This window comes from Pseudomonas fluorescens, from assembly GCF_900636825.1.
Taxonomy (GTDB): domain Bacteria; phylum Pseudomonadota; class Gammaproteobacteria; order Pseudomonadales; family Pseudomonadaceae; genus Aquipseudomonas; species Aquipseudomonas fluorescens_BG.
The window spans coordinates 751,920-772,500 of record NZ_LR134318.1; the positions used below are offsets into that span (position 1 = coordinate 751,920).

Consider the following 20,581-nt stretch of genomic DNA (forward strand, 5'->3'; position numbering starts at 1 on the left):
CGTAGCGTTGATAGAGGAAGGGCCAGGCAAGCGCGCCGAGGCCGAATGAGCGGCTAAATTCGCTGGATCGAATGATTGGCTATTTCTGTGCAAGATAAAACCGGCTAAAACAGCAGGCTCTTTCAATATTTTTTTGATAATCGAGGCTGGAATGCTGCGTTTCGATGACTTGCAGTTGTTTGTCCGTGCGGCGGATCTGGGCAGTCTGTCAGCGGCCGCACGGGTTATGGATATGTCCGCAGCCGTAGCCAGTGCGGCATTGAAGCGCATCGAACAACAACTCGGTGCGCGCTTGCTCGCTCGTTCGACGCGCAGCCTGCGCCTGACCGCCGAGGGTGAAGGGTTTCTGCAATATGCGCGCGCGGCGCTTAGCAGTCTCGATGAAGGGCGGCGCTTGCTGGCCAGTGGGCAGGATCAGGTCAGTGGCATTCTGCAGTTGTCGGCGCCTTCGGATTTCGGGCGCAATCTGTTGCTGCCCTGGCTCAATGAGTTTCAGCGCGAGCATCCCGGGCTGACCGTGCGCTTGCTACTGGGCGATCGCATCGCCGACCTGTTCCGCCAACCGGTGGACATCGCCTTGCGTTACGGCGAGCCGGAGGATTCAAGCCTGGTGGCCTTGCCTGTTGCGCCGGACAATCGCCGGGTTCTCTGCGCATCGCCGGCGTACATCGCGCGACATGGCGCACCGCGTCATCTCGAACAACTGGCGCAGCACAACTGCCTTTTATACATGCTCGGCAGTCGAGTGCATGACCACTGGCGGTTTCATGATGGCAAACGGGAGATCGGTCTGACGGTCAGTGGCGACCGTTTCAGTGACGACGCCGATGTCGTGCGCCTGTGGGCAGTGGCGGGCGCGGGGATTGCCTATAAGTCCTGGCTTGATGTGGCCGCCGATGTTCTCGCCGGGCGCCTTCAGGTTCTGTTGCCTGAGCTGCTCTGCGAGCGCGCTCCGCTGAATTTGTTGTGCGCCCATCGCGCACAATTGAGTAAGCCAGTGAACCTGTTAAGGGAAATGCTCGCCAGCCGATGCGCCGAAGTGAGTAGTCAATTTCCCGGTTTTCTGAAAGTTGATCATTAGTCGCAGCTAAATAGAGAAATTTCTGTCAGGAACAATCACCACCTGCGCAGGGCTCGGCGCGGGACGCGGCGCAGAACCCGCTTATACTAGCGCCCGCCTGATGCCAGCACCGACCCACGGCCCGGAGACTTTCGCACCGCGTCGCCTGGACTTCAGTGACGGTCGCGCCTCTGCTGCGGGTTCTGTGCCGGAGCAGGCTGCGTCAGTGGCCTGCCTTGCCCCGGTTCATGGCGATTTTCACGTCTTGGCCGATGACCGATTACCGGCCAAGATGTCTCCGAGCAGTAGACGATACGATTCAACAGGGAGTGAACACATGGAACATGCACCTTGCATCAGCCAGATCGCCACGTTGCTGGCCGACCCCAAGCGCAGCGCGATGATGTGGGCGTTGATGGATGGCTCGGCCCGGCAAACCGAGGAGCTGGCGCTGCTGGCAGGGCTCTCGCCATCGTCGGCCAGCGCGCATCTGGGACGATTGTCCGCTGGCGGTCTGTTGAGGATCGAAATTCGCGGTCGCAAACGCTTCTTTCGCCTCGCCGCTCCCGAGGTCGGCGCCGCGATCGAGGCGCTGGCCAGTGCCACCATCGCCAGCGCCCCCCGGGAAATTCCCGCGGCCCTCAAGCGCACCACGCCGATGACCAAGGCCACAGCCGCGCCGTCGTCGTTGTTGCGTGCGCGTTTCTGTGATGATCATTTGGGCGGCACACTGGCCGCCGACCTGTATCAGCGCCTGCTTGATTCCGGCTGGATCGAGCAGCTCGAACAACGGGTGGTGGTGACTCACAAAGGCTCCACGCAACTGGCCAAGCGCGGCGTGTTTATCCAGGCCCTGGCCCATCGCAACGTGCAAGTTGCGTGCGCCTGTCCGGACTGGAGCGAAAGACGCCCGCACATGGGCGGATCGCTCGGCGCGGCGCTGCTGCAACTGTTCATGCAGTCCGGCTGGCTGTCCCTGCCCAATGATTCGCGTGCACTGCAACTGACGGCCACGGGGCAGCGCGAAATCCATCGTTTTGCCAAAGAAACCGAGCTCGAAATGGCATTGTGAGGCGTCGAGGTTCACGCTCGATGATCGACGTCGTCCACGACTGCGAGCAGGTCGCATCCGGTACGGCGTTCAAATGACCATCGCGCACACTCGATCCGGGGATTTTTTCGGATGGGGGAACGTGACATGGACACTCAACGGTTTAGCGCGGCAGAAAGGCTGGAGCGGCTGCCCGGCAGCGGTTATCACCGGGTAATTTTCATCATCATTGCCCTGGCGTTTTTCTTCGACTCGATGGATCTGGCGATGATGACGTTCCTGCTGGGCTCGATCAAAGCCGAATTCGGCTTGAGCAGCGCCCAGGCCGGGCTGCTGGCCAGTTCGAGTTTTTTCGGCATGGTTTTGGGCGCATCGCTGTCGGGGATGCTCGCCGATCGCTTTGGACGTAAACCGGTGTTTCAGTGGAGCATCGTGCTGTGGGGCTTGGCCAGTTACCTGTGTTCAACGGCGCAGACGGTGGAGACGCTGACGCTGTTCCGGATTCTGCTCGGGATCGGCATGGGCATGGAGTTTCCGATTGCGCAGTCGATGCTTTCGGAGCTGATTCCGGCGCAACGGCGCGGGCGCTACATTGCCTTGATGGACGGTTTCTGGCCGTTGGGGTTTGTCGCCGCAGGCGTACTGTCGTATTTCCTCCTGCCGCTGATTGGCTGGCGCGACATCTTCCTGGTTCTCGGAGTGCCGGCGGTGTTTGTGCTGGCGATCCGTTTTTTCATACCCGAGTCACCGCGCTGGCTCGAACAGGCCGGGCGCGATGACGCTGCAGACGCCGTGCTCAATGGAATCGAAGCACGAGTGCGCGCCTCGCTGGGCGGCGTGGCGCTGCCGGAACCGATTCGCTTGCCGCGCACGGTCACGCCACCGGGCAACTTCTTTTCGGCGCTAAAGCAGATCTGGTCGCCGCAATATCGCCAGCGCACAACGATGATCTGGAGTCTGTGGTTCTTCGCGCTGCTCGGCTTCTACGGGCTGACCTCATGGCTGAGTGCGCTATTGCAGCAGTCGGGTTTCGCCGTGACGCAGTCGGTGTATTACACGGTGCTGATTTCCCTCGGTGGCATTCCCGGCTTTTTGATGGCCGCGTGGCTGGTCGAGCGCTGGGGGCGTAAGCCGGTGTGCATCGTCACGTTGCTGGGCGGCGGGGTGATGGCGTTTCTTTATGGGCAGAGCGCGGTGTTCGGCGGCAATGTCGCATTGCTGATCAGCACGGGACTGTTGATGCAGTTCTTCCTGTTCGGCATGTGGGCGGTGCTTTATACCTACACGCCAGAGCTGTATCCGACATCGGCACGGGCAACGGGCTCGGGCTTTGCCTCGGCGATTGGCCGCGTCGGTTCATTGCTCGGGCCATTGGTGACCGGGCTGGTGTTCCCGATAACCGGGCAGGGCGGAGTGTTCGCGCTGGGCGCGGCATGCTTTGCGATAGCGGCGGGGGTGGTGTGGCTGTTCGGGATGGAAACGCGGGGCAAAACCCTCGAGGAATTGACTGAGGCTAGCTGAAAAGATCGCAGCGTTGCGCAGCTCCTACAGGAAATTCATTAAATTCTGTAGGAGCTGCGGAACGCTGCGATCTTTTGCTTTTACGGTTTTACCAAGCGTGCATCAAGGCTGTTTTGCGCCAGGCGCTTGGCCTGATCCTGAGTCATGCCCAAGTGTTCATGCAGTGCATGGAAGTTCTCGGTCACATAACCACCAAAGTACGCCGGGTCATCGGAGTTCACCGTGACCTTCACGCCGCGCTCGAGCATGTCGAGAATGTTGTGCTGCGACATGTGATCGAACACGCAGAGCTTGGTGTTCGACAGCGGGCACACGGTCAGCGGGATCTGTTCGTCGATGATCCGCTGCATCAGACGCTCGTCTTCGATGGCGCGCACGCCATGGTCGATGCGCTGAATCTTCAGCAGGTCAATGGCTTCCCAAATGTACTCCGGCGGGCCTTCTTCGCCAGCGTGGGCCACGGTGAGGAAGCCTTCGTCGCGAGCACGGTCAAACACGCGCTGAAACTTGCTTGGCGGATGGCCCATCTCGGAACTGTCGAGGCCAACGGCGACAAACGCATCGCGGAACGGCAGCGCCTGATCGAGGGTTTTCTCGGCTTCCTCTTCGCTCAAATGACGCAGAAAACTCAGGATCAAACCACTCGTGATGCCCAACTGCGTCTCGCCATCCTTCAATGCCGCGGCGATGCCGTTGAGCACCACTTCGAACGGGATGCCTCGGTCGGTGTGGGTCTGCGGGTCGAAGAACGGTTCGGTGTGAATCACGTTCTGTGCTTTGCAGCGCAGCAGGTAGGCCCAGGTCAGGTCGTAGAAATCCTGCGAGGTGCGCAGCACATCGGCGCCCTGGTAATACAGGTCGAGAAATTCCTGCAGATTGTTGAAGGCGTAAGCCTTGCGCAGTGTTTCCACATCGTTCCACGGCAGAACGATCTTGTTGCGTTCGGCCAGCGCGAACAGCAGTTCAGGCTCCAGCGAGCCTTCCAGATGCAGGTGCAGTTCGGCTTTGGGCAAGGCGTTGAGCCAGTCGTACATAGTCTTTTCTCATCAGGTGCAATGCCGGCATTCTACAGAGGCTGGCCGCAACAATTGGCAAAACCTGACCAGGTAATCGATCAAACCGCCTCTTGTTCACGGCGATAGGCGTAGGTGTCGGCGAAGCGCGACAGCAGGAATTCGGCGCAAGTGGTCGTCGGATATTTCGCTGGATGCTGTGCGTCCTGACAACCGGGCAGGCATTCGATGCGCGTGTCCGGGTGCGGCTCAGCGAAGAACGGCATCGAATAGCGATCCACCCCGAGCGGGCTGATCACCCGGTGCGGCGTCGAGCGATAACGGTCGTTGCTCCAGCGCGCCATCATGTCGCCGAGATTGACCACGAACGTGCCATCAATCGGCGGCGCATCGATCCATTGTCCTTTTACATTCTTCACCTGCAAACCACCGGCGCTGTCCTGATACAACAGGGTGATGCAGCCGTAATCGGTGTGCGCGCCGGCGCCTTGCTGTTCGGCGGAGCTGGCAGTGTGACGGGGCGGGTAGTGGATCATGCGCAGTACGCTGACCGGGTCGACAAAACGGGAGTCGAAGAAATCGCGGTCGATGCCCAGCGCGATGGTCATTGCCCGCAGCAGGGTTTGCGCCAGCGCCTGCATGTCGAGGTAATGCTGCTCCATCAACTGCGCCCATCCCGCTTGCGTCGGATGTCGGTTCGGCCCGCGCAGCGGCTTGTTCGCCAACACGTCGGGATGATCGGCCGGCAAGTGCAGGCCCATGTCGAAGGTTTCTTTCAGATCGCTTGGCTTGTGCGGGTCGAGCTGTTCGGTGGCGATCGCACCGTAGCCGCGGTGGTGGCGGGTCTGGGTGATGTCGATCTCGAGTTTTTCTGCCGCTGGCAGCGCGAAGAAACGCTGGGCATGATCGAGCAGCGCGTCGATGCGTTGCGCCGTAATCGGATGGCCCTTGATGTAGAAGAAGCCCCATTCGCGGCAGGCCTGATCGATTTGTCCGGCCACGGCGGGCCAGGCATGTTCTTCGTCGGCGTAGAGCGGGCTGATGTCGATGATGGGAAGCTGATTCATACACAATCCTTGAATACGCTGAAGATCAAATGTAGGAGTGAGCCTGCTCGCGATAGCGGTGTATCAGGCGACACTCGCTGAATGACCCACCGCATCGCGAGCAGGCTCACTCCTACAAGGGATGGTGGTATGACAGGGTTACTTCGGCATTTCGGCCTTCATGCCTTCCACGTAATAATTCATCGACGCCAGCTCGGCATTGGTCGCGCTCACGCCTGCCGGAATTTTTTCAACACCGGCCTGATCCTTGATCGGCCCGGTGAACGGTTGCAGCGCACCGCTCTTGATGTCGGCAATGATTTGTTCCGCCTCGGCTTTCACGGGTGCCGGCACCAGATCGCTGATCGGCAATTGCACCGTGCCTTCCTTCAGCCCGCCCCAGTAATCCTGGGACTTCCACGTGTGATCGATCACGCTTTGCGTGGCCTGAATGTAGTGCGGCGCCCAGTCGTTGACGATCGAGGTCAACACCGCTTTCGGCCCGAAGTGCGCCATGTCCGAGGCATACCCCACCGCATACACGCCACGACGCTCGGCCGCCTGAATCGGCCCCGGACTGTCGGTGTGCTGGAACACCACGTCGACGCCCTGATCGATCAGCGCGTTGGCGGCATCGGCTTCCTTGCCCGGATCGAACCAGGAGTTGACCCACACCACTTTGATCTCGGTGCCGGGGTTGTACTTGTTAAGCGCCAATTGAATCGAGTTGATGTCGCGGATCACTTCGGGGATCGGAAACGAAGCGACGTAACCGATCTTTTTGGTCTTGGTCATTTTCGCGGCGAGGAAACCGCCGACGTAGCGACCCTCATAAGTGCGCGCGAGGTAGGTGCCGAGGTTCTTGTCCTGCTTGTAACCGGTGGCGTGTTCGAAGGTCACTTTGGGAAATTGTTTAGCGACTTTCAGTGTTGGGTTCATGTAGCCGAATGAAGTGGTGAAAATCAGGTCGTACTTGTCCTTGGCCATGTTGCGGATCACCCGCTCGGCGTCGGCGCCTTCGGCGACGTTTTCGACGTAGTTGGTGGTGATCTGATTGCCGAATTTATCCGCGAGAGCCTTGCGCCCCTGTTCATGCTGATACGTCCAGCCATGGTCACCGATCGGGCCGATGTAGACGAATCCGACCTTCAGCGGATCGGCAGCGCTGGCGCTCAGGCTGATTCCCAGACCGAGGGCGGCGCACAGCAGTTTGTGCAGCGGACGTGTTGGCATGAACTCGAACTCCATTTTGTTGTGTGTGGTCAGGGCCAATGCAAATTGCTGACCAACAGGACAACAAACAACAAAGATCGCAGCCTTCGGCAGCTCCTACATGGGAATGCACAACCTGTAGGAGCTGCCGAAGGCTGCGATCTTTTTCAGCGCCAGTACCAACGCAGTGCAACTCAACGGATTCACGCTATCGCTTGGTGCGCTAATGTGTAACGAAACGTTAGCGCCGCTCCGCAGTCAGTAGCTCATCAGTTCTTTTCGGCAAAAGGCCCGTCATGCTCTCAATCCTCAAGCAAGAAAGCTTTCTGCTGCTGGCAGTCATTGCCGCTTGCATCGCTTATCCACTGGAACACTGGCTGCTGCACAGCGGCCAGATCGTCGCGCTGATCGGCGGTCTGCTGCTGATCGCCTTCATCGTTGCCGCCTCGATGCGCGTTGCCCATCACGCCGAATTGCTCGCGGAAAAGGTCGGCGACCCCTACGGCACGATGATCCTGACCCTCGCCGCGGTACTCGTTGAAGTGGTGATCCTCGCGATCATGATGAGCAACGAAGCCTCGTCCACGCTGGTGCGCGACACCATCTATTCGGCGGTGATGCTCGACATCAACGGCATCCTCGGCCTCGCCGCGCTGATGGGCGGGATCAAGCACGGCGAGCAGTCTTACAACGACGATTCGGCGCGCAGTTACAGCGTGATGATTCTCACCGCGATGGGTGTGTCGATGGTCGTGCCGGAATTCATTCCCGAGGCCAACTGGAAGCTTTATTCAGCGTTTACGATTGGCGCGATGGTGGTGCTTTACGCCCTGTTCCTGCGCATGCAGGTCGGCCCGCACAGCTACTTCTTCAGCTACAGCTACCCGGACAAACGCCGCAAGAAAGAGCCGATCGAACAGGAACCGAAACCGGTCAGTCTGGCGCTGTCGATCGGCACGCTGGTGTTTGGTGTGGTGGTGATCGGCGCGCTGGCCGAGGTGATGTCCAAGACCCTTGATCTGGGCCTGGAAGGTACCGGTGCTCCGCCGGTGATCACGGCGATTCTGGTGGCGGCGATTTCCGCAGCGCCGGAGATTTTGACCGCGTTGCGTGCGGCGTTGGCCAATCGGATGCAATCGGTGGTGAACATTGCGATGGGCGCATCGCTGTCGACGGTGATCCTGACCGTGCCGGTGATGGAAGCGATGGCGCTGTACACCGGCCAGCCGTTTCAGATGGCGATGACCCCGGTGCAAACGGTGATGATCTTTATCACCCTGATCGTCAGCGCAATCAACCTCAATGACGGCGAGACCAATGCCATCGAAGGCATGACGCACTTCGTGCTGTTTGCGACCTTTATCATGCTGTCCCTGCTGGGCCTATAGGGACGCTGAAAAACCTTTGGGGGCGGGCTTGCCCGCGATTGCGGTGTGTCAGAAACCATATATGTGCCTGACACACCCCCATCGCGGGCAAGCCCGCTCCCACAGGGATTAATGATCGGATCAGGTCCCGGCGATCAGCTGGCGAGCGGCCTGGCTGTGATTGGCAATCAGGCCTTTCAGATCCAGTCCTTCGACCTGACCATCAATCACGCGCCACTTGCCGCCAATCATCACCCGATCCGCACGATCCGCGCCGCACAGCAGCAATGCCGAAATCGGATCGTGGCTACCGGAAAACCGCAGCTCGTCGAGCTTGAACAACGCCAGATCCGCCTGCTTGCCGACCGCCAACTCACCGATGTCCGTACGCCCCAACAGGCTCGCCGAACCTTTGGTCGCCCAACCGAGCACCCGCTCCGGGGTGATCTTTTCGGCGCCGTAGCGCAAGCGCTGGATGTACAGCGCCTGACGCGCTTCCAAAATCATGTTCGAGGCATCGTTGGACGCCGAACCATCCACACCCAGACCAAACAACGCACCGGCGTCGGTCAAGTCGATACTCGGGCAAATGCCGGACGCCAGGCGCATGTTCGAACTCGGGCAGTGGCAAATGCCGGTGCCGGCCTGGCCGAGGCGGGCGATTTCGTCGGGGTTGAAATGGATGCCGTGGGCCAGCCAGGTGCGCGGGCCAAGCCAGCCGACGCTGTCGAGATAATCGACGGTGCGCAGGCCGAAACGCTGCAGGCAGAAGTCTTCTTCGTCGAGGGTTTCAGCGAGGTGGGTGTGCAGGCGCACATCGAGCTTGTTCGCCAGGTCGGCACTGGCCGACATGATTTCCGGGGTCACCGAGAACGGCGAGCACGGCGCCAGCGCGATCTGAATCTGCGCGCCATCGCCTCGCTCGTGGTACTCGTGAATCAGCCGCTGGCTGTCGTCGAGAATCACCTCGCCTTCCTGCACCGTTTGCTGCGGAGGCAGGCCGCCGTCCTTCTCGCCGAGGCTCATCGAACCGCGGGTGAGCATGGCGCGCATGCCCAGTTCACGCACTGTTTCGACTTGCACGTCGATGGCGTTTTCCAGACCATCCGGGAACAGATAGTGATGGTCAGCAGCAGTGGTGCAACCCGAGAGCAGCAACTCAGCCAGCGCCACTTTGGTCGCGAGGGCGAGTTTTTCCGGAGTCAGGCGTGCCCACACCGGATACAGCGTTTTCAGCCACGGAAACAACGGCTGATTGACCACCGGCGCCCAGGCGCGGGTCAGGGTTTGATAGAAGTGATGGTGCGTGTTGATCAGGCCCGGCAGGATTACATGCTCGCGGGCATCGAACACTTCATTGCACGGCGCCGACGGCTGTTGGCCGGCCGCGAGCACTTCGACGATGACGCCGTCTTGCAGCACCAGGCCGCCACGGGCATCGAGCTCGTTGGAGGTGAAAATGGCGAGGGGGTTTTTTAACCAGGTACGGGTCGCAGGCATTGTGGCCGGCTCCTCTGAAAATGGGTTCAGGGTTGCCAGCTCAGTGTTGCCCTGTCTGCTGATCCAGGTTCGCCGCACGGACGAGGTGCGCAGTTTCAAACAAAACCTTAAATCGGGCAAGCCCAACCCGACCATTCACCACAAAACCAAAATACACAAACCAATGGCGATGTGATCCGACAACGCCCATTCCAACAAAATACGCAACCCTGTAGGAGCTGCCGAAGGCTGCGATCTTTTGATCTTGTTTTTTACAATCAAAAGATCGCAGCCTTCGGCAGCTCCTACAATTAGCCAGTCATGCAGTCATGCAGTCATGCAGTCATGCAGGTATTCAGGTATTCAGGGGATTTTGATTTCACTGCTTACCAGGGAATCGTTTCGCCTTTGTAATTGACGAAGTGGTGCCCGCCCTTGCCGGTGAACGCATTGACCTGATCGATCAGCCCACGGGTGCTGGTCTCGACATCGATGTCAGCACCTTCGCCACCCATGTCCGTTTTCACCCAACCGGGATGCATCGACAGCACGGTCAGTTTCTGCTCGCCCAATTGCGTGACGAAGCTGTTGGTCATGGAATTGAGCGCGGCCTTGCTCGCTTTGTACAGCGCCAGCTCCGGGGCGTCCGGCATGGTCACGCTGCCCAGCACCGAACTCATGAATGCCAGCACGCCGCTGCCATCGCGGATCTGCCCGACAAAACGTTGCGCCAGATTGATCGGCGCCACCGCGTTGGTGAAAAACAACTGACCGACTTGCGCCAACGTCGCGCCGTCCGGTGTTTGCACATCCGGGCCTTTGACCCCGGCGTTGACGAACAGCAGGTCAAAGGTTTCGTCACGCAGTTGCTGGCTCAGCGCAATCACTGCTTGCTGATCATCCATGTCGAGCTTCTCGATCCGCACCTGCCCGAGCGCTCGCAGCGCCTCGGCGTTTTGCGGATTGCGCACGGTGGCCGTGACTTGCCAGCCATCGGCCAGCAGGGTTTTCACCAGACCGAGGCCCAGGCCCCGCGAGGCGCCGATGATCAGCGCATTTTTTGCCTGAGACATGATGGGTACCTTGATAGTCAACATTCAGGATTCAGTGGACCGGCCTGCCCGCGCCGAAGTTGCAAACTCCGGCGCAAAGAGGCAGCGACCGGAGCATACCCCAGCCCTTGCCGTGCTTGCTTCCTCAAACTCTCAGGATTGGTTGATGTTGGTTCAGGTGTTGCCTGTGCGGACACTTTCGCGAGCAGGCTCGCTCCCACAGGGGAACTGAGTGAACTCGGTCAAATGTGGAAGCGAGCCTGCTCGCGAAGAGGCCCGCCCAGCCACCCTTTAATGCCCCGCCTGCCAAGGCTGCCCCAACGACACCGGCGCATACAACCGTGTGCGCACGGCATCGCGCGACAACAACACCAGCACCACAATGGTCGCGACGTAAGGCAGCATCGCCAGCAGACTCGACGGAATCGCCAGCCCCAATCCCTGCGCCACCAGATGCAGGATGCTGGCGAGGCCGAACAGATAGGCGCCGAGCAACAACCGCCAGACCCGCCAACTGGCGAACACCACCAGCGCCAGGGCGATCCAGCCGCGTCCGGCGGTCATGTTTTCTGCCCACATCGGCGTGTACGCCAGCGACAGATACGCCCCGGCCAAACCGGCCATCGCCCCGCCAAACAGCACCGCCAGCGTGCGCACGGTCAACACTGGCAAGCCCATCGCACTGGCCGCATCCGGGTTCTCGCCAACTGCCTGGATGATCAAGCCCAGACGACTTTTGCTGATCACCCACGCCACCAGCGCAAACAGCGCGAACGACAGATACACCAGTAGATCCTGAGAGAACAGCATGCGCCCCAGCAGGGGAATATCGCTCAGGTAAGGAATGGCCAGCGGCTCGAAACCGGCCAGTGGTTTACCCACCCACGCCGCACCGACAAAGGTCGAAAGGCCAACGCCGAAGATCGTCAGCGCCAACCCGGTTGCCACCTGATTGGCATTGAACACCAGCGCCACCAAGGCAAACAGCGACGACAACAGCATCCCGGCGAACATCGCCAACAACACGCCAAGCCACAGGTTGCCGCTGTTGAGGGCGACGATAAAACCGACCACCGCACCGAACAGCATCATGCCTTCCTGACCCAGGTTGAGCACGCCGCTCTTCTCGCAGATCAGTTCACCCAGGGCCACCAGCAACAGCGGTGTGCCGCAACGCACCATGGCGTAGAAAATATTGCTCAACAGATCGATATCCATCACAGCGCTCCGGCGGTTACGGCATTGGTCGAAGTGCGCTTGACCCAGCGCAGTTTCAGGCGCGGCCGATAGAGGATCAGCACGTCACAGGCGAGCAGGAAAAACAGCATCATGCCTTGGAACAGCTGAGTGATTGCCTGCGGCAGATTGAGCGACATTTGCGCGCTCTCGCCGCCGATGTACAGCAGCGCCATCAGCAGACTGGAGAACAGAATGCCGATCGGATTGAGGCGCCCGAGAAACGCCACGGTGATCGCCGCATAGCCATAACCGGGCGACACTTGCGGCACCAATTGGCCGATCGGCCCGGTGACTTCGCAAACGCCGGCCAGCCCGGCCAACCCGCCGCTGATCAACAGCGCCAGCCAGATCAGCCGCTTCTCGCGAAAACCGACAAACCCCGCCGCGCGCTTGTCCAGCCCGAGCACTTTGATCTGGAAACCGACAAAGCTTTTCTGCAACAACACCCACACCGCGACCAATGCGAGCAAAGCGAAATACACCCCGGCGTGCACCCGGCCATCCTCCAGCAGCAGCGGCAAACGAGTGGCGTCGCCGAACATCGCCGATTCGGGAAAATTGAACCCGGCCGGATCCTTCAGCGGCCCGTGCACGCAAAACAGCAACAGGTTCAACGCGATGTAATTGAGCATGATGCTGGTTAGGATTTCGTTGGCGTTGAAGCGCGTACGCAGCCACGCCGTCAGCCCGGCCCATGCCGCGCCGGCCAGCGTGCCGGTCAGCAGAACCAAGACCAGCGCCCAACGGCTTTGCAGGTCGATGATATTCACGGCCAGGGCACTGCCGGCGAGGGCGCCGAGCAGTAGTTGTCCCTCGGCGCCGATGTTCCAGATTCTGGCCTGATACGCCACCGCTAGCCCCAATGCACAAAGCAGGATCGGCAGCGTTTTCACCAGCAATTCGGAGACGCCATACAGATCGCTGACTGGCGCGATCAGCAGTGTGTGCAATGTTTGCAGCGGATCATGGCCGAGGGCGATGAACAGCAGGGATCCGCAGCCAAGCGTCAGCGCTGCCGCCAGTAACGGCGAGCACCACAGCATCAGGCGCGATTGCTGGCCACGGGGTTCAAGGGAAAGCAGCATGTAAGGAAACTCCGTCAGACCGTGGCGGTTGAAGATGAATTGTCGAACTGACCGGCCATCCAGCCGCCGACATCGCTGAGTTGCGTATCGCGCGTGTTCTGCAACGCCGATAAGTGTCCACCGCACAGCGCGCCGAGGCGGTCGCTGATCTGGAACAGCTCATCAAGGTCTTCAGAAATCACCAGAATCGCCGCGCCGGCATCGCGCAACGCGATCAACGCGCGGTGGATGGTCGCGGCAGCGCCAACGTCGACGCCCCAGGTCGGGTGCGCAGCGATCAGCAGTTTCGGTTGCTGGAGGATTTCCCGACCGAGAATGAATTTTTGCAGATTGCCGCCGGACAGGCTGCGCGCGGCGGTTTGCGCATCCGGAGTTTTCACGCCGAAACGCTCAATGATCTGTTGGGCGAAGGCTTCGACTTTGCCGCGTTGAATCAATCCGTGGCTGACCAGGCCTTGCTGGAAAGCGCTGAGCAAGGCGTTGTCCGCCAGGCTCAATTCCGGCACTGCACCGTGGCCGAGTCGTTCGGCGGGCACGAACGCCAGGCCCAGTTTGCGTCGCGCATCCGCTCGTAAGTCGGCGACATTGCGTTCCGCGAAGCGAATGGTCGCGGCTTGCGAGCGCGCCAAGGTCTGTTCACCGCTGAGCAGGGCGAGCAACTCGTCCTGACCATTGCCCGCGACCCCGGCGATGCCGACGATTTCTCCGCTGCGCACTTGCACATCGATGTCGTGCAGCGAGCAGCCAAACGGGTCGGGGTTGTGCCAACTCAAACCGCTCACTTGCAAAAACGCCGCACCACCACTGACCTTCGGATAGTCGCCGACCAACGCCGCCGCTTCGCCGACCATCAGTTGCGCCAGTTGCTGATCCGAGCAGTCGGCCGGTACACAATGCCCGGCGACCCGGCCACCGCGCAGCACCGTGGCGCTATGGCACAGCGCCCGAACCTCGCCCAGCTTGTGACTGATGAACAGGATGCTGCAGCCCTCGGCCGCGAGACGGCGCAGGGTGACGAACAATTCATCGGCCTCGGGAGGTGTCAGCACCGAAGTCGGCTCATCGAGAATCAGCAGACGAATGTCCTGCATCAGGCAACGAATGATTTCCACCCGCTGCCGCTCGCCGATCGACAGGCTGTGGACAAGTCGCTCCGGCTCCAGCGCCATGCCATAACGGCGCGATACTTCGCGAATCGTTGGCTCCAGTTGCTTCGGCGTACCGGCCGCTGCGCCCATCGCCAACGCAATGTTCTGCGCCACGCTGAGGGTTTCGAACAGCGAAAAATGCTGGAACACCATGCCGATCCCCAGCTGCCGCGCCTGCGCCGGGTTGCGGATGTTGACTGGCTTACCCTGCCAGAGAATCTCGCCCGCATCGGCTTGGGTAACCCCGTAGATGATTTTCATCAAGGTGCTTTTGCCCGCGCCGTTTTCACCAAGCAGCGCATGGATTTCGCCACGGGCGATGGTCAGATCGATAGCGTCGTTCGCCAGACAACCAGGGTAGCGTTTGCTGATCTGACGCAGTTGCAGACGTGGCGGGGTAGGTGCGATGGACATGACAGGCTCGACTTGCTTGGAGTTGTGCCTGTGGATAAAGCAATTTCCTGGCCATTGAGTCAGGAACGCCTGCCAGACCCGTCCGCAAACGTCGATTGCAGCGCATCGACGCTCGATTTGATTCACTGTCGAGCACCAATTCAGCGCAAAGCCATTGCGCAGGCTCCAGTTTTGCCCGCTAGCGGTTGGTTAAAAAACGAACAATCACCTAGGGGCTAGGCAGAACCGGCGACAGCGGCGGTCATGAACGGCTTATCCACAGGTTGCTCCACAGTTATTGTGCGCAAGCCTATACGGCGGGCATAAGCACTGAGGTGCTTCGTTCTAATGGTGATAACCAGCGCTAACTAATTGTTTTATGGAGAAAATTCCTTCTCGTCGGAATAATTGAACGAAAAGTGAACAAATCGCGCAAAGCCGCATGACAGAAGGGTTACAGCGTTATGTGCTCAGGTTATCCACAGTCGGGTGCACAGCAGGTGTGGGCAAGTCTGTGGAATAAGGAAAACGAGGGATGCCCACAAAGATCGTCCGATCGCGGCCCGAGCCTTCGGCAGCTCCTACATTTGAAATGCGATCTCCTGCAGGAGCTGCCGAAGGCTCGGGCCGCGATCGGACGATCTTTTGATCTTGGATTAACGCTGCAACAAAATCCGCCCACGACTTAAATCAGCAAGTTGCGATTGCAAGATATCGATCTGCGCTTCCCCCACCGCCAACTTCAACTCAACCCCGTTGGCGGTGAAACTCTCTTCCAGGACCAGACCACCGATATCCGCCACCCGCAACTTCACCAACGCCAACTCGGCAAACCCGCACGCACAACTCAACGGTACGCGGCTGATCAATTCGATTTTCGCTGCCGCTTGCAGGCACTTGTTCGCGCCACCCCCATAGGCCCGGGCCAAGCCGCCAGTACCCAGTTGAATGCCGCCGTACCAGCGGATCACCAAGACTGCGACTTGATCGCAGTCCTGCGCTTCGATCGCCGCCAGAATTGGCCGCCCGGCCGTACCGCCTGGCTCGCCGTCATCATTGCTGCGATATTGCGCACCGAATTTCCATGCCCAGCAATTGTGCGTGGCATTTAAATCGCTGTGCTGTTCGAAGAATGCCTGAGCGTCGGCGGGGCTGCCGATCGGCGTGGCGATGGTGATAAAGCGGCTTTTGCGAATCTCTTCGCGGTACTCGCAAAAACCGCTGAGGGTGAAAGGCATAAACGTCTTATAGAGAAGGAGTGAGGCCGCAGCCTTTGAGAATAATGCGGATCAGATTGTTGCCTGCGTCTTCCATGTCCTGCTTGGTCAACTTGCTGCGCCCGGTGACACGGCAGATTTGCGTGGCGAAGTCGGCGTAGTGCTGAGTGCTGCCCCACAACAGGAAGATCAGGTGCACCGGGTCGACCGGATCCATTTTGCCCGCGTCGATCCACGCTTGAAACACGGCCGCGCGGCCAGTGAACCAGGCGCGGTAGTCCTGATTGAAATATTCGCTCAGGCATTCGCCGCCGCTGATCACCTCCATCGCGAAGATTCGCGAAGCCTGCGGTTGGCGGCGCGAGAATTCCATTTTCGCGCGAATATAACGGGTCAGCGCTTCGGCCGGATCATCCTCGGCAGTGAGGTTGTTGAAGGTGCTGTCCCACAGCTCGATGATGTTGCTTAGCACCGCCACGTACAAACCGAGTTTGTTGGTGAAGTAGTAATGCAGGTTCGCCTTGGGCAACCCGGCATTCTGCGCGATGGTGTTCATGCTGGTGCCTTTGAACCCGTGACGGGCGAACTCGTCTTCGGCGGCTTTGAGAATGGTCTCTTCGTTCTTCTGCCGAATGCGGCTGGCGGGTTTGCCGCCGTGGGCGGGGACTTCAAAGGTCATAGGCACTTCCGGATTTGTCTGTGGGTGCAACCAGTTGCGTTGATAGCGCACCCACAGGCATCCGACAAGTCTTTGCGCGATAAAACCGTTACGCCTGTTCGATCTTGTTCAGCGCGGCAGCCGTTTCGGCCACTTGCGCTTTCGACTCCGGAAGCAACAGGCACAAGAGGATCGCCGTCAGACCGCCGCTGGTGATCGCCGAGTCGAACAGGTTCTGCACCAGTTTCGGTAACAGGTGCAGCAGGTTCGGTTGCGCGGCTATGCCCAGGCCGACGCCGAACGAAGTGGCGATGATCAACATGCTGCGCCGATCCAGCGGCGACTGCGCAAGAATGCGCACGCCGGCCGCCGCCACCGCGCCGAACATTACCAGCGTCGCACCGCCCAGCACCGGTTTCGGAATCTGTTGCAGCACCGCGCCAATCATCGGGAACAGCCCGAGACAAAAAAGAATCGCACCGATGTACAGCCCGACGTAGCGGCTGGCGACGCCGGTCAACTGGATCACGCCGTTGTTCTGCGCGAAGGTGGTGTTAGGGAAAGCGCTGAACGTGGCGGCAATCATGCAACTGACGCCATCGCCCAGCACGCCACCGCGCAGGCGGCTTATATAAAAAGGGCCACTGATCGGCTGACGGGCAAGCATGCAATTGGCGGTGAGGTCGCCGACGGTTTCGATAGTACTGATCAGATAAATCAGCGCGACCGGCAGGAAAGCCGTCCAGTCGAAGCTGAAACCGAACTTGAACGGTGTAGGAAAACTCACCAGCGGCAAGTCAGGCAGCGGCTGCGGTATCAGTTTCCCACTGAACCAGGCGGCCAGGCTGCCGAGCACCAGACCGATGATGATGGCGGATAAACGCACCCACGGCGTGTTCGAGCGGTTGAGCAGAATGATCGTCAGCAGTACGAACACGCCCAGCGCCAGATTTCCCGGTGCACCGAAGTCTGGCGCATTGAAGCCACCACCGAGATCGGTGATGCCGACTTTGATCAGACTGATGCCGATGAGCGTGATGACGATCCCGGTCACCAGTGGCGTAACGACTCGGCGCAATTGTCCGATGAAGCGGCTGAGCACGATTTGTACGATCGCGCCGAAAAAGCACACGCCGAAAATCATCGCCAGAATGTCTTCCGGGCTGCCACCGCGTTGCTTGACCAGAAAACCCGCCGACAGCACCGCGCCGAGAAAAGCGAAACTGGTGCCTTGCAGACAGATCATCCCGGCGCCGATGCCGAACGGCCGGCGCGCTTGAATAAACGTGCCGACGCCCGAGACCATCAGCGCCATGCTGATCAAATACGGTAAATATGCGCCGAGCCCAAGTGCCGAGCCGATCACCAGCGGCGGCGTGATGATGCCGACGAAACTGGCAAGCACATGTTGTAACGCGGCAAGGGTTGCGGCGAATGGTTTTGGACGGTCGTTAAGGCCGTAGATCAGTTCACTGGACGAATCGGACTCTGGCTGCATGGCTTAAGGCTTCTTATCAAAGGAACGAAGTCATTCCCTCTTTGCAAAAACCTGTCCACTTGCTCAGCTTTATCGGCAAATAACCCGTAAATGCAGGAGCTGCCGAAGGCTGCGATCTTTTGACCTTGTCTTTAACGCGTCGCCGCAAGACTTTCCAAAAAGCTTTCCAGCACCAAATGAGGGCGCCGACCCTTGCGCGTGACCGATGCCAGACTCAAATCGTAAAACCGCGTACTCGCTTTCAGCGCACGCAGTCGTCCTTGTTGCACCCATAGGCTGGCGTAGTGATCCGGCAGGTAGCCAATGTAGCGTCCGGTCAAAATCAGAAACGCCATGCCCTCCCGGTCAGAGGCACTGGCCGTGCAATTCAGCGCCTGGTAATGCACCTGAATCTCGGCGGGCAAACGAAACGTCGGGGCAATCGCGTCCTGGCTGTTTAAACGCTCGTCGTCGAGCTGTTTGTCATCGACGTAAAACAGCGGATGGCCCACCGCGCAGTAAAGCAGCGAGCGTTCGCTGTACAGCGGCTGATATTCCAGCCCTGATAATGCGCTGGCTTGCGGCACCACACCAACGTGCAAACGACCGTCGAGTACGCCTTGTTCGACTTCGTTGGGCGCGATCATGCGGATCTGGATTTGCACATCCGGCCCGCGCTCCTTCAATTGCGCGAGGGCGTGGGTGATGCGCATGTGCGGGAGGGTGACGAGGTTGTCGGTCAGGCCGATGATCAACTCGCCGCGCAAGTGCTGGTGCAGGCCATTGACCTCGGTGCGAAAACTTTCCAGGGCACTCAGCAATTGCAGCGCCGACTGATACACCTCGCGACCCTCTTCGGTCAGGGAAAAACCAGCTCGGCCACGCTGGCACAAGCGCAGGCCGAGACGCTGTTCCAGATCGCTCATCTGCTGACTGATGGCCGAGCGGCCGATGCCGAGCACGGTTTCCGCCGCTGAAAAACCGCCGCACTCCACCACGCTGCGAAAAATCCGCAGCAGGCGAATATCAAAATCGCTGACCTGGGCCAATGGGTCGGGACGGCGGCTGCTCATTTTTTTGTTCTCTTTGTTTAGCAATGATCTAACTGAAGGTTAGAAGAGTTGGATTTCACCGACTTTATCGCCGTGGCAATTTAGCTGCAACAACGCTTTTTATCTCTCCGACGCTTATGCCCTGCGAGGTTTTGCCCGATGAACATGCCTGAAAACGCGCCGTCGCCACTGGCCAGCCAACTGAAGCTGGACGCGCACTGGATGCCGTACACCGCCAACCGCAACTTTCAGCGCGACCCGCGGCTGATCGTCGGTGCTGAAGGCAGCTGGCTGTTCGACGACAAGGGCCGCAAGATCTACGACTCCCTGTCCGGTTTGTGGACCTGCGGCGCCGGGCACACCCGCAAGGAAATTCAGGAAGCCGTTTCGAAACAGCTGGGCACGCTCGATTACTCGCCGGGCTTCCAGTACGGCCATCCGCTGTCGTTCCAGTTGGCGGAAAAGATCACCGAGCTGACCCCGGGCAATCTGAATCATGTGTTCTTCACCGACTCGGGTTCCGAATGCGCCGACACCGCGGTGAAAATGGTTCGTGCCTACTGGCGTCTGAAAGGTCAGGCGACCAAAACCAAAATGATCGGCCGTGCCCGTGGCTACCACGGCGTGAACATTGCCGGCACCAGCCTTGGCGGCGTCAACGGTAACCGCAAGCTGTTCGGTCAGGCGATGATGGACGTCGATCATTTGCCGCATACGCTGTTGGCGAGCAATGCATTCTCCCGGGGCATGCCGGAGCAGGGCGGCATCGCCTTGGCCGATGAACTGTTGAAGCTGATCGAACTGCACGACGCCTCCAACATCGCTGCGGTTTTCGTTGAGCCGATGGCCGGATCCGCCGGCGTACTGGTTCCGCCGCAGGGTTATCTGAAGCGTCTGCGTGAAATCTGCGATCAGCACAATATCCTGCTGGTGTTCGACGAGGTGATCACCGGTTTCGGTCGTACCGGTTCGATGTTCGGCGCCGATAGCTTCGGCGTGACGCCGGATCTGATGTGTATCGCCAAACAAGTCACCAACGGCGCAATTCCGATGGGCGCGGTGATCGCCAGTTCCGAGATCTACCAGACCTTCATGAACCAGCCAACGCCGGAGTACGCTGTGGAATTCCCCCACGGTTACACCTACTCGGCGCACCCGGTAGCCTGCGCGGCCGGCCTGGCGGCACTCGATTTGCTGCAAAAGGAAAACCTGGTGCAGAGCGTCGCTGAAGTCGCGCCACATTTCGAAAATGCACTGCATGGCCTGAAAGGCTCGAAGAACGTTATCGACATCCGCAACTACGGGCTGGCCGGCGCGATCCAGATTGCCGGGCGTGACGGCGACGCCATCGTGCGTCCGTTCGAAGCGGGCATGGCTCTGTGGAAAGCCGGGTTCTACGTACGCTTCGGCGGCGACACCCTGCAGTTCGGCCCAACCTTCAACAGCAAGCCGCAAGACCTCGATCGTCTGTTCGACGCGGTCGGCGAAGTGCTGAACAAGCTCGACTGATT

Annotated in this window: 17 protein-coding genes; 5 read left to right on the forward strand and 12 right to left on the reverse strand. The window is 59.7% G+C overall.

What is annotated here, in order from left to right; genetic code table 11:
* Positions 1-151 precede the first annotated feature (151 nt).
* The 3 genes from EL257_RS03325 (at position 152) to EL257_RS03335 (ending at position 3,632) form a co-directional block, all read left to right on the forward strand.
* Positions 152-1,081: a LysR family transcriptional regulator gene (locus EL257_RS03325; RefSeq protein WP_126359810.1), complete on the forward strand. Its 930-nt coding sequence runs from the start codon at positions 152-154 to the stop codon at positions 1,079-1,081.
* Positions 1,082-1,397: 316 nt separating this feature from the next.
* Positions 1,398-2,132, forward strand: coding sequence for an ArsR/SmtB family transcription factor (locus EL257_RS03330; RefSeq protein ID WP_126359812.1), 735 nt, complete (start codon positions 1,398-1,400; stop codon positions 2,130-2,132).
* Positions 2,133-2,258: 126 nt separating this feature from the next.
* Positions 2,259-3,632, forward strand: a complete 1,374-nt coding sequence (locus EL257_RS03335; RefSeq protein WP_126359814.1) for an MFS transporter — start codon at positions 2,259-2,261, stop codon at positions 3,630-3,632.
* Between the two features lie 80 nt (positions 3,633-3,712).
* Here EL257_RS03335 and EL257_RS03340 read toward each other — a convergent pair whose 3' ends face one another.
* The 3 genes from EL257_RS03340 to EL257_RS03350 form a co-directional block, all read right to left on the reverse strand.
* A complete protein-coding gene (locus EL257_RS03340; protein ID WP_126359816.1) occupies positions 3,713-4,666 on the reverse strand; it encodes an adenosine deaminase in 954 nt (317 codons plus the stop codon).
* An 80-nt stretch (positions 4,667-4,746) separates the two neighbouring features.
* A complete protein-coding gene (locus EL257_RS03345; protein WP_126359818.1) occupies positions 4,747-5,712 on the reverse strand; it encodes a 2-oxoglutarate and iron-dependent oxygenase domain-containing protein in 966 nt (321 codons plus the stop codon).
* A 138-nt stretch (positions 5,713-5,850) separates the two neighbouring features.
* Positions 5,851-6,924, reverse strand: coding sequence for a BMP family ABC transporter substrate-binding protein (locus tag EL257_RS03350; RefSeq protein WP_126359820.1), 1,074 nt, complete (start codon positions 6,922-6,924; stop codon positions 5,851-5,853).
* A 275-nt stretch (positions 6,925-7,199) separates the two neighbouring features.
* On the opposite strand from EL257_RS03350, the gene EL257_RS03355 reads away from it, so the two are divergent.
* Positions 7,200-8,291: a calcium:proton antiporter gene (locus EL257_RS03355; RefSeq protein WP_126359822.1), complete on the forward strand. Its 1,092-nt coding sequence runs from the start codon at positions 7,200-7,202 to the stop codon at positions 8,289-8,291.
* A gap of 120 nt (positions 8,292-8,411) precedes the next feature.
* Here EL257_RS03355 and EL257_RS03360 read toward each other — a convergent pair whose 3' ends face one another.
* The 9 genes from EL257_RS03360 to EL257_RS03405 form a co-directional block, all read right to left on the reverse strand.
* Complete coding sequence (locus EL257_RS03360; protein ID WP_126359824.1) at positions 8,412-9,770, reverse strand: 8-oxoguanine deaminase; 1,359 nt, start codon at positions 9,768-9,770, stop codon at positions 8,412-8,414.
* 365 nt (positions 9,771-10,135) lie between these two features.
* A complete protein-coding gene (locus tag EL257_RS03370; RefSeq protein WP_126359826.1) occupies positions 10,136-10,822 on the reverse strand; it encodes an SDR family oxidoreductase in 687 nt (228 codons plus the stop codon).
* A 270-nt stretch (positions 10,823-11,092) separates the two neighbouring features.
* Positions 11,093-12,019, reverse strand: a complete 927-nt coding sequence (locus EL257_RS03375) for an ABC transporter permease (RefSeq protein ID WP_126359828.1) — start codon at positions 12,017-12,019, stop codon at positions 11,093-11,095.
* The gene (locus EL257_RS03380; RefSeq protein WP_126359830.1) at positions 12,019-13,125 is read right to left on the reverse strand and encodes an ABC transporter permease; all 1,107 of its coding nucleotides are present in this window, start codon (positions 13,123-13,125) and stop codon (positions 12,019-12,021) included. The genes EL257_RS03375 and EL257_RS03380 overlap by 1 nt, the downstream gene beginning before the upstream one ends.
* Positions 13,126-13,139: 14 nt before the next feature.
* The gene (locus tag EL257_RS03385; protein ID WP_126359832.1) at positions 13,140-14,687 is read right to left on the reverse strand and encodes an ABC transporter ATP-binding protein; all 1,548 of its coding nucleotides are present in this window, start codon (positions 14,685-14,687) and stop codon (positions 13,140-13,142) included.
* 635 nt (positions 14,688-15,322) lie between these two features.
* Entirely contained in the window at positions 15,323-15,904 is a 582-nt protein-coding gene (locus tag EL257_RS03390; protein WP_126359834.1) for an IMPACT family protein, read from the reverse strand.
* Between the two features lie 7 nt (positions 15,905-15,911).
* Positions 15,912-16,562 (reverse strand): TetR/AcrR family transcriptional regulator, encoded by a 651-nt coding sequence (locus tag EL257_RS03395; RefSeq protein WP_126359836.1) that lies wholly within the window; start codon positions 16,560-16,562, stop codon positions 15,912-15,914.
* 88 nt (positions 16,563-16,650) lie between these two features.
* The gene (locus EL257_RS03400) at positions 16,651-18,039 is read right to left on the reverse strand and encodes a uracil-xanthine permease family protein (protein ID WP_126359839.1); all 1,389 of its coding nucleotides are present in this window, start codon (positions 18,037-18,039) and stop codon (positions 16,651-16,653) included.
* Between the two features lie 131 nt (positions 18,040-18,170).
* Positions 18,171-19,091, reverse strand: a complete 921-nt coding sequence (locus EL257_RS03405; protein WP_126359841.1) for a LysR family transcriptional regulator — start codon at positions 19,089-19,091, stop codon at positions 18,171-18,173.
* 138 nt (positions 19,092-19,229) lie between these two features.
* Here EL257_RS03405 and EL257_RS03410 point away from each other — a divergent pair, with 138 nt between their 5' ends.
* Positions 19,230-20,579: an aspartate aminotransferase family protein gene (locus EL257_RS03410; RefSeq protein WP_042609779.1), complete on the forward strand. Its 1,350-nt coding sequence runs from the start codon at positions 19,230-19,232 to the stop codon at positions 20,577-20,579.
* Positions 20,580-20,581: the final 2 nt, after the last annotated feature.